The following is a 9,754-nucleotide window of genomic DNA, read 5'->3' as shown; positions in this document are numbered from 1 at the left end:
CCGCGCATTCTACAGCAGCCCTTCTTCGCGTCAAGCACTTTTTCGAAAATCTCTTTTCTACTCAACCGCTTGCCCCGCAGCCAGTACAACCTCCCTGACTGCGAGGCCGCGAATCATACAGCCATGGGTTTTGGTGTCAACTGCTCTTTGAAAAACTTACTGAGCGAGGAGCTGCCCAACGCTGGCGTCTTTGAATACACGCGAGAGGGCATCGCTCAAGACATCGCTTACAAGCTTGGTGTTGGTTTGCTCGTTCGGAGCCATGCCAAAACGCTGGTTGAGCGTCGCCCCGTAGCGCCCCGTATAACGTCGCCCTGCGTTTACAACCTCGGCACGAAAGGTAGCGCCGATATCGGCTTCGGTAACGTACAACCCCTCTTTCGGCGACTGATAGCTCAAATCGGCCAGCGTGACGGTCAACTGAGGCGCGTTGTAGGCGTTGGCAGTCGGCGTGAAGCCTAGCAGCCTAACGGCCGCCTCAGCCTGCGCCTGCAACTGAGGGAGGACATTCGCCGAAGGAACGGAAATCGCGCTGGTTTCGGGATAGAGCCCGCCCCGCGTCCCAAGAACCGGCGACGATCGCCCGTCGACGACCCGGACCATGACAGGCTGTCCTTGCCCGACCGGATTGATCACTCCAACCAGGCGCGGGGTCGGCTTGAGTTGCTGCGGGCTGTGGGCACACGCCATCAAGGACGCAGCACATACCGCCAACACAAAAGAACGCATATAGCGAAACATTGAAAGCTCCCTAAAAGATTACGCAGCACCCAGCGAGCGAGACATCCAGCCCGCCCTCGTCACCCCTTTGATGCCCAGATCAAGCACGGGGTTCAGCAGGGCATCAACCCTGCAGGCCCAGTTTCCGATCGGACGCACCACTAACTTCCCGATAAGCCTGCGGATCCGTCTCCAGCTGCTTTTCCCGAGCAGGAAATATCTCCGTCAGTTTTTGCGACCAGGCGGCGGAAGCCGTCTTGTCCGGGAAGCAGCGTTCCAGCAGGTTCAGCATGATCGACACGGTAACGGACGCACCTGGCGATGCACCCAACAGTGCTGCAATCGAGCCATCCGAAGCAGACACCAGCTCGGTCCCGAACTGGAGAATCCCGCCTTTCTTGGGATCCTTCTTGATGATCTGCACGCGCTGCCCTGCAACCTCAAGGCGCCAGTCCTCTGCTCTCGCTTCAGGATAGAACTTGCGAAGCGTGGCAAGCCGCTGATCCATGGACTGCATGACTTCCTTGATCAAGTAACGCGTGAGGTCCATGTTGTCGCGAGCGACCGCGAGCATCGGGCCGAGGTTCGACGGGCGAACCGAAAGGGGCAAGTCCAATAGCGACCCGTGGCGGAGGAACTTGGTCGAAAAGCCTGCATAGGGCCCGAAAAGCAACGACTTCTTGCCATCGACGACACGGGTATCCAGATGAGGTACCGACATCGGGGGCGCGCCCACTTCGGCCTGGCTATACACCTTCGCCTGATGCTGGCGCACTACTTCGGGATTGTCGCAACGCAACCATTGGCCGCTCACCGGGAAGCCACCAAACCCCTTGCCTTCCGGAATGCCGGACATCTGCAGGAGCGGTAACGCACCACCGCCCGCGCCGAGGAACACGAACCCGGCATCGATATGACGGGTTCCGCCACTGCGCGTGTTCTTGACCTCCACCCGCCAGCCACTGCCCATGCGCTGCAGGCCAGTGACTCGCTGGTTATAAGTCACCTTCACGCCTGGACGGCCCGAAAGGTATTGAAGCAACTGATTGGTCAATGCGCCGAAATTCACATCCGTGCCGTTTTCCGAGCGCGTGGCAGCAATCTGCTCGTCGGAGGAACGACCCGGCATCATCAGCGGCATCCACTCGGCGAGCGTGGACCGGTCTTCGGAGTAGGCCATGTCCGCGAAAGCATGGTGCTGGGAGAGCGCGGCATGACGCTTCTTCAGGTAGGCCACGCCCTTGGCGCCGCTAACGAAGCTGAGGTGAGGAACCGCGTTGATGAACGTTTGAGCGGAGCCGAAGCCGTCCCGTCCGATCAGATAGGCCCAGAACTGCTTGGACACTTCGAACTGGGTGTTGATGGTGATCGCCTTTTTCGTGTCGATCGAACCATCGGCCAGCTCGGGCGTGTAATTGAGTTCGCAAAGCCCGGCGTGTCCAGTACCGGCATTGTTCCAGGGATTGGAGCTCTCGATCGCTCCGGACTCCTGCAACTCGACGATTTCCAGATTGATCGCAGGATCGAGCTCCTTGATCAGTACCGCCAGGGTCGCACTCATGATGCCGGCTCCCACCAGCACCATATCGACCGCCTCGCTCTCGTGTTGCGTCATCAACGCATCTCCAAATTGCAGCAAGAAACTCTCACGACCGCAGTACGCGGCACGCGCGGAACCGTTATACCCACGCCGTCAGCCGGAGTCGGCGACGTCGCGGCGCAGGCAACGCCTGCTCAGCTGCACAGGAGGACTTTTGGCCCTCCCCTCGCCTGCGCCAAGTTCCCGGAGCAGGCATCCGCCTAATGGCTCCACGGGAAAATGCACTTGCGAGACACTCGTTTCGGCGCGCCTCAGCCAGGGCCAAGGCGCGACCGGTATATTCCTGCCTTACGCAAACAAATGAGAGACGCTGACTATCTATCCCCGCACCGCCTGGACCAGTTCGATGTAGGGAGCCGCCTGGCGCTGATCCGCGATCAGATCCACGAAGGACCGGCCCTTGGCATCCCGAGCGTTCAGGTCATATCCCGCTTCGATGAAAACGTGCAGGAAGCGCTCGAAGTCGTCGATCCGAAGACCGCGGTAGGCCTTGATCAGCTTGTGCAGGGCCGGCGGCGTGTCGTCGGCCGGCTCCGGAAGCAGAAACAGTTTGATCGACTCGTCACCGATCTCTTCGCCAATCACCTGTTTCTTGTCTTTGCGCATGCTCACTCCGGTCGCTCGGGCGTTACGGGGGCGGCAGTTTACCCCCGGCGGACAGGCGGCTCAACGCGATAGACGGCCTTGCGACCAAGGTATTACTGTTGCGCATCGGCACCAGGCGTCGTCCCGAGCGTTCGCGGACTCGCTGCAACGGGGTTTTCCGAGTCGAAGGATCGAAAGGAGTCAGCATGCCGCTTCCCTTGTTTTCTGGTTGGCGTCATGCCTTTGGTGCCGGTTATGGAGCGCGACGGATCAGAGAAGACCTGCTCGCCGGACTGACGGTCGGTGTCATTGCCATCCCGCTGGGCATGGCCCTGGCAATCGCCATCGGCGTGGCGCCCCAGCATGGGCTGTACACCATCCTGCTGGCCGCACCGCTGATCGCCCTTACCGGCGGCTCGCGCTTCAACGTCTCCGGACCCACCGCTGCCTTCGTGGTGATCCTTCTGCCGATCACCCAGCAACATGGGCTCGGCGGCTTGCTCCTGTGCACGGCGATGGCTGGCGTCATGCTCATGGTGCTGGGCTTGCTCGGAGCCGGACGACTGGTGAGTTTCGTCCCCTATCCGGTCACGCTGGGCTTCACCGCCGGCATCGCCGTGGTGATCGCCACGTTGCAGATCGAGGACGGGCTCGGCCTGACGCTGGCCGGCGAACCCCGGCACTACCTCGACAGACTGGTGCTCCTGGCGCGCGCCCTGCCTGATCTCAATGCCGGCGATGCCCTGGTGGCCGCATTGACGCTGACGATCCTGATCCTTTGGCCCCGATGGTCCAGGCGCGTGCCCGGTCATCTCGTCGCACTGGCGATCGGTGCGCTGCTCGGTGCCTTGCTGGAGAGCTACGGATGGGCGGTCGACACGCTCGGTGAGCGCTTCAGCTACCGGCTCGAGGATGGCACCGTGCTGCCCGGCATCCCACCGTTCTTGCCGAGCTTCGAGTGGCCCTGGAACCTGCCAGGCCCCGACGGCACACCGCTGTTGTTGTCGTTCGAAACGATCCATGACCTGCTGGGGCCCGCGTTCGCCATCGCCATGCTCGGCGCGATCGAATCGCTTCTATGCGCGGTGGTCGCCGACGGCATGGCCGGCACCCAGCACGACCCCAACGCCGAACTGATCGGCCAAGGGCTGGGCAACCTTGTCGCCCCGCTGTTCGGCGGCATCCCGGCGACGGCAGCGCTGGCACGAACGGCGACCAACGTGCGCGCCGGCGCCTATTCACCGCTCGCCGCGATCACCCACGCGGCGGTCGTCCTGATAGCCATACTTTGGCTGGCACCCTTGTTCAGCTACTTGCCGATGTCGGCGCTCGCCGCGCTGCTGGTGATGGTTGCCTGGAACATGAGCGAAGCGCGCCATGTCGTCCGTACCCTGCGCGTGGCCCCACGAAACGACGTCGCCGTGCTGCTGACCTGCTTCGCGCTGACCGTGCTGTTCGACATGGTGCTGGCAGTCGCCGTCGGGTTGCTGCTCGCCGCGGCGCTGTTCATCAAGCGCATGAGCGACGTCACCGGCACGGCGCCCCTCGACACCCAATCCCCACGCAGGCCGCCGCTCGACCTGCCGGCGTCAGTCGTCGCCTTCGCGATCAAGGGGCCGCTGTTCTTCGGCGCGGCGGAGAAAGCGCTGGGCGTACTGCGGCGCTTCGGGCCCGAGGTACGGGTGGTCATCCTCGACATCAGCAACGTGCCGGTGCTCGACATGAGCGGACTGGCGTCGTTGGAACGCCTGCATGACGACTACCGCAGGCAGGGCATCCGCCTGGTCCTGGTCGGCAGCAGCGCTCGCATCCGATTGAAGCTGCGCCGCGCCGGCCTGCATTTGCACGAGGGTTCGCTGGCGTATGTACGGACGCTACAACAGGCCCGGGAGAAGGCGCTTCGGCTGGTCACCGACACCATCGACCGGGCCGCATGACCGACCGGAGCCGGCTCAGCCTGCGTACTTCTGCAGGTTGGCCATCATCTCGCGCAGCGCTTCGATGTTGTCGGCCGGGTGCGCCGCATCGGTGAAATCGCCAATGCGGGACCACTGCGCCGCGACATCCTCCGCCTCGAAACCGGCACGCGGATCGAAGCCGACGCCGAGGCTGCGCTCCCAGCGAACCTTGCCGATCCACCCGCCGCCGACCTCGTACAGGCCGCCCGTGTCCTGGCACTGCGCGCTGGCCAGGTACACCACCAGCGGGCTCACCAGCTCGGGCTTGAGCTGCTCGAACACCTGCGGCGGAATCAGCCCCTCGGTCATGCGCGTCCCGCCGGTTGGTGCGATGGCGTTGACCAGGATGTTCTGCTTGCGCCCTTCGAGCGCCAGCGTGCGGGTCAGGCCGTACAGCCCGAGCTTCGCCATGCCGTAGTTCGACTGGCCGAAGTTGCCATAGATACCCGAGGTCGACGCGGTGAAGATCACGCGCCCGTACGCCTGCTCGCGCAGGTGGGTCCAGGCCGCCCGGGTGACCTTGTAGGCGCCCTCGACATGAACCCTGTAGACCAGATCCCAGTCGGCGTCGTCCATCTTGTGGAAGGTCTTGTCGCGCAGGATTCCGGCATTGTTCACCACCACGTCGACGCGGCCGAAGGTGTCCATCGCCTGCTGCACGATCTTCTCGCCATCGGTCACCGAGTCGGTGTTGGCGACCGCCGTGCCGCCGGCCTGGACGATCTCATCGACCACCTGCTGCGCCGCAGTGCCGCTGGCGCCTTCGCCGGCCTTGCTGCCGCCGAGGTCGTTGACCACGACCCGCGCGCCGTGACGGGCGAAGGCCAGCGCATGGGCCCGGCCGAGGCCGCCACCCGCGCCGGTCACGATTACCACCTTGTCTTCGAAGCGGATGGCTTCAGTCATGTGAGCTCCTGTCAGGATGCCGAAACGAGGCCCGAGTGTCGGCCCCGCGGGCGCGTCGCGACAACGAATCGCCCCGCAATGAATGCCCGACCATCACGGCTTCGCATCATCGAATGCGGAGCATCGGCGCGACATTGCGTGTCCACCCTTGACTCACACAGCGAGGACAACGCAGCAATGACAGCTTCGCCAGACGACACCTGCGACCCGCTGCGCAGGACCGACCGGCTCCCGACCCGCCTCTGGACGCTCGGGCACTCCAACCAGACGCTGGAGGATTTCCTCCTGCTGTTGGACGCCCATGGCATCGAGGCGATCGCCGATATCCGCCGCTTCCCCGGCTCGCGCCGCCTTCCGCAGTTCGCACGCCCGGCGCTTTGCGAGGCGCTGCTGGAGAATGGTACCGGCTACGCGTGGTTTCCCGAACTCGGCGGTCGGCGCCGGCCGCGCCCGGATACGCCGAACGATGCCTGGCGCAACGTTTCGTTTCGCGGTTACGCCGATCACCTCCACTCGGAGGAGTTTGCCGAGGGCATGGCCCGGATGAGCGACTTCGCCCGCCAGCAGCGCACCGCATTGATGTGCGCCGAGGTGCTCTGGTGGCGCTGCCACCGTTCGCTGGTGTCGGACGTCCTCAAGCTGGCTGGCGTCGAGGTGCTGCACATCTTCGACCAGACCCATGTCAGCGAGCATCCCTTCACCTCCCCGGCGCGACTGAACCACGGCCAGCTGAGCTACGGCCACGAGGGCGAAAAGCTCGGCCGGCCGAAGGCGCGCCGGCCGGCGGCAGGCGGCGCGTAAACGGCGAACCCGTCGCTTGTTGCCCCGTCGCGCCGGTGGGCATACTCGGCCCGTCCCGTCGTCGTGAGTGGCCCGATGTTCCGCTTCGTTCGCTACCTGCTTGCCCCGGCACTGCTGATCGTCGCGGTCGCCGGCCTGCTGCACGCAACCAACCGGCCGGCCACCGTGCCTGCCGTTCTCGCCGCGTTCGAAGACAGCGATCGCCCGGTCGTCGTCGCGCACCGGGGCGGCATGGGCTTGTGGCCGGAGAACAGCCTGTTCGCCTTTCGCCGCGCCAGCGAGATCGGGGCGGACATGATCGAAATGGATGTGCGCCTGTCCCGCGACGGCGAGCTCGTGGTCATCCACGACGAGACGCTCGACCGGACCACCAACGGCAGCGGCCCCGTCGCCGCCCATGACCTCGCCGCGCTCAGGCAGCTCGACGCCGGCTATCACTGGTCTCCCGATGGCGGATTGAGTCATCCCTATCGCGGCCAGGGCATCGGCATTCCGACGTTCGCCGAGGTGCTCGCCCACCTGCCGGCCGTGCCCAAGGCGGTGGAAATCAAGGTGGCGGACGCCGGTATCGAGGAGCGGCTGTGCGAGCTGATCATGCACAGTGGCCAGCGCGACCGGATCGTCGTCGGCAGCTTTCACGACCACAGCCTGCAGGCCTTCCGCCAGCGCTGCCCCGGCGTCGCGACCTCCGCGGGTGCCAGTGCGGTCCGCCTGCTGGTGATGCTGGAGCGGATCGGCCTGGCCGGTCTGCTGTCGCCGACCTACCAGCTGCTGCAGATCCCGGCGCGCCACGGTGGCACCCAGCTCGCCACGCCCGAATTCCTGCGCACCGCCGAATCGCTCGGCCTGCACACGCAGTTCTGGACCATCAACGAGCAGCCGCGCATGCGCCGCCTGATCGAGATGGGCGCCAAGGGCCTGATCACCGACTACCCCGACCGCGCGCTGCAATTGCTCGACGGCGCACGGCGGTACGCACAAATGCCAGAAGGCGACGGCCGTTCCACCGAGGTTGGCGATTTTTCGTACAGCCATCGCCAGCCTTAGTGACACCTGGGTTACACGAGGCTTTGCCCACCTTATCCACAGCGCTCTCCACACGCCTGGTGGATAACAAGGCGGCACGTCAGGTCAGCCGCGGTCCGTAAGGCCATCTCTCACTTGACAACGGCCCATTCGCCTTCGCTGGGCGCTCCTGATCGTTTTTTGAGCGAACGGCTGCAACGCCCGCCTCGTCTAGCTTGTAGCCGATCGCCCCAAGGTTATCCACAGCGCCGTGCACATCCACTGGGGATAACGCGATAGCCACACATCTATCGGGGCGATGGGAATAAGCAAGCGGCCGTAACGCCCGAGCCGCCCTACCATGCAGGCCTGTCCCCACGCTGACGAACGGAGCGCCCCATGACCCTCAATGAACTGTTCCGCAACCTGCTCGCAGCCTACGCCGAGGCCGCCTCCGGCGCGTGACGGCTGACAGCCGAAGGACCGCTCGCTACTCTGCCGCCCTTTGTTCTGGCGGAGACGACGATGCCAATCGGTTCCATCTGTGTGTTCTGCGGTGCCAGTTCCGGCGCCAACCCCCTCTATCGGCAGTCCGCCATCGCCATGGGCGAGACGCTCGCCCGCCGCGGCATCCGCCTGGTCTACGGCGGCGGCGCGGTCGGCCTGATGGGCGTCGTGGCCGATGCCGCGCTCGCCGCTGGCGGCGAGGTGATCGGCATCATCCCGCAGCGACTCCAGGACTCGGAGATCGGCCATCCGGGGCTTACGCGCCTCGAGGTCGTCGATGGCATGCACGCACGCAAGGCGCGCATGGCCGAACTGTCGGATGCCTTCATCGCCTTGCCCGGCGGGCTCGGCACGCTCGAGGAACTCTTCGAGGTGTGGACCTGGGGCCAGCTCGGCTACCACAGCAAGCCGCTCGGCCTGCTCGACGTAAACGACTTCTACGGCAAGCTCAGCCACTTCCTCGATCACCTCGTCGACGAGGGCTTCGTCCGGCCACCGCACCGCGCCATGCTGCAACGTAGCGACTCGCCCGAGGACCTGCTCCAGCGGCTCGAGGCCTGGCAGCCCTCGGTGCGTCCCAAGTGGAGCGAATCGGCGCCGCGCTGAAAACAGGGAACCGCCTGGCGCCAGCGGGTTCACACCAGCATGCAGACGACGCTCCTGTTCGCTGACGCCATGCTCGGCGGCCTGGCACGCTGGCTCAGGTTGCTCGACATCGACACGGCGCTGGCCGCCCCGACGCTCAGCGACCGCGAGTTGGTCAGGCTGGCCAATGCGCAGTCGCGGGTCGTGCTGACCCGCGACCGTCACCTGATCCGATTCCTTCGCCCCGACCGCGGGCTGCTGGTTGCCGCGCAGCGCACGGACGCTCAGCTGCGCGAGGTCGTCGACGCGATCCAGCTGCCACGGCCCGAGGCGCTGTTCCTGCGCTGTCTGGTCTGCAACGGGCGGCTCGAAGCGGCGAGCGCCGAGCAGATCCTCGAGCGCGTGCCCGCCTCGGCCCGCGCCTTCGACCAACCGATACGGCACTGTCCCGACTGCGACCGGGTGTACTGGTTCGGTTCGCACACGCGGCGCATGACCGAACACCTGCAGGAGGTGCTGCCTCAATGGTTTGCCTGACGACCCGATACATGCCGTCGCGCCCGTGTGCGCACCGCGCCAGACGGAGGACGCCGACATGGGCTTGAGCTGGCTGGTGCTGACGCTCATCGCATTCGCCTGCTTCGCGCTGGTGTTCGTCATCAAGCAGCGTCAGTTCACCCAGCCGGCCGTACGGTTGCCATTCGCGCTGAAGCCGGCGCTGTTCGAGGAGGCGGAGCGGCAACTGTTGGACACACTCACACGTGCCTGCGGCGACACCCAGCTGATCCTCCCCAAGGTGCGGGCCGCCGAGATCGTCGCCATCACCGCGATCGCCCGCCGCGCGGCCTGGTACCACGCCAACAACCGCCTTGCGGGCCTGCACTTCGACTTTCTACTCTGCGACCGGCAGACCCTGCGGCCGACCTGCGCCGTGCAGTTGCGCAATGACGAAACGGACGACACCTTCCTGAGCGAACTGTGCGCGCACATCGGCCTGCCGCTGCTGGTCTTTTCCGAGAGCGAGGCGCACGCCTTCGCGCATGTGCGCGGCTCGGTCGATCGCGTGCTGCGCGGTTAGACTGCAATG

At 65.2% G+C, this 9,754-nt stretch carries 10 protein-coding genes; 6 read left to right on the top strand and 4 right to left on the bottom strand.

What is annotated here, in order from left to right:
- Positions 1–156 precede the first annotated feature (156 nt).
- From D7325_RS17225 to D7325_RS17215, 3 genes are all read right to left on the bottom strand, one after another.
- Entirely contained in the window at positions 157–741 is a 585-nt protein-coding gene (locus D7325_RS17225; RefSeq protein WP_120997683.1) for a YajG family lipoprotein, read from the bottom strand.
- Between the two features lie 103 nt (positions 742–844).
- Positions 845–2,335 carry a malate dehydrogenase (quinone) gene (gene mqo / locus D7325_RS17220; RefSeq protein WP_120997682.1) on the bottom strand — a complete coding sequence of 497 codons (1,491 nt, stop codon included), beginning with the start codon at positions 2,333–2,335 and terminating at the stop codon, positions 845–847.
- A 303-nt stretch (positions 2,336–2,638) separates the two neighbouring features.
- Positions 2,639–2,926 carry a PA4642 family protein gene (locus D7325_RS17215; protein WP_120997681.1) on the bottom strand — a complete coding sequence of 96 codons (288 nt, stop codon included), beginning with the start codon at positions 2,924–2,926 and terminating at the stop codon, positions 2,639–2,641.
- Positions 2,927–3,111: 185 nt separating this feature from the next.
- Between D7325_RS17215 and dauA the strand changes: the two genes are divergently transcribed.
- The gene (gene dauA, locus D7325_RS17210) at positions 3,112–4,842 is read left to right on the top strand and encodes a C4-dicarboxylic acid transporter DauA (RefSeq protein ID WP_120997680.1); all 1,731 of its coding nucleotides are present in this window, start codon (positions 3,112–3,114) and stop codon (positions 4,840–4,842) included.
- Between the two features lie 15 nt (positions 4,843–4,857).
- Here dauA and D7325_RS17205 read toward each other — a convergent pair whose 3' ends face one another.
- Entirely contained in the window at positions 4,858–5,769 is a 912-nt protein-coding gene (locus D7325_RS17205) for an SDR family oxidoreductase (protein ID WP_120997679.1), read from the bottom strand.
- A gap of 177 nt (positions 5,770–5,946) precedes the next feature.
- Between D7325_RS17205 and D7325_RS17200 the strand changes: the two genes are divergently transcribed.
- The 5 genes from D7325_RS17200 to D7325_RS17180 all read left to right on the top strand — a co-directional run bounded on the left by D7325_RS17200 (position 5,947) and on the right by D7325_RS17180 (position 9,745).
- On the top strand, positions 5,947–6,570 hold the full coding sequence (locus D7325_RS17200) for a DUF488 domain-containing protein (protein ID WP_120997678.1): 624 nt from the start codon (positions 5,947–5,949) through the stop codon (positions 6,568–6,570).
- A gap of 75 nt (positions 6,571–6,645) precedes the next feature.
- The gene (locus D7325_RS17195; protein WP_120997677.1) at positions 6,646–7,617 is read left to right on the top strand and encodes a glycerophosphodiester phosphodiesterase family protein; all 972 of its coding nucleotides are present in this window, start codon (positions 6,646–6,648) and stop codon (positions 7,615–7,617) included.
- Positions 7,618–8,100: 483 nt separating this feature from the next.
- Positions 8,101–8,688, top strand: a complete 588-nt coding sequence (locus tag D7325_RS17190) for a cytokinin riboside 5'-monophosphate phosphoribohydrolase (RefSeq protein ID WP_120997676.1) — start codon at positions 8,101–8,103, stop codon at positions 8,686–8,688.
- A gap of 39 nt (positions 8,689–8,727) precedes the next feature.
- Positions 8,728–9,204, top strand: coding sequence for a Mut7-C RNAse domain-containing protein (locus D7325_RS17185; protein ID WP_120997675.1), 477 nt, complete (start codon positions 8,728–8,730; stop codon positions 9,202–9,204).
- 58 nt (positions 9,205–9,262) lie between these two features.
- Positions 9,263–9,745: a DUF2726 domain-containing protein gene (locus tag D7325_RS17180; protein ID WP_245962106.1), complete on the top strand. Its 483-nt coding sequence runs from the start codon at positions 9,263–9,265 to the stop codon at positions 9,743–9,745.
- Positions 9,746–9,754: the final 9 nt, after the last annotated feature.

It is taken from the genome of Stutzerimonas urumqiensis (genome assembly GCF_003640395.1).
GTDB classification, from domain to species: Bacteria; Pseudomonadota; Gammaproteobacteria; order Pseudomonadales; family Pseudomonadaceae; genus Stutzerimonas; species Stutzerimonas urumqiensis.
The sequence above is the reverse complement of the archived record's forward strand: the minus strand, read 5'-3'. Positions and strand labels throughout refer to the sequence as shown.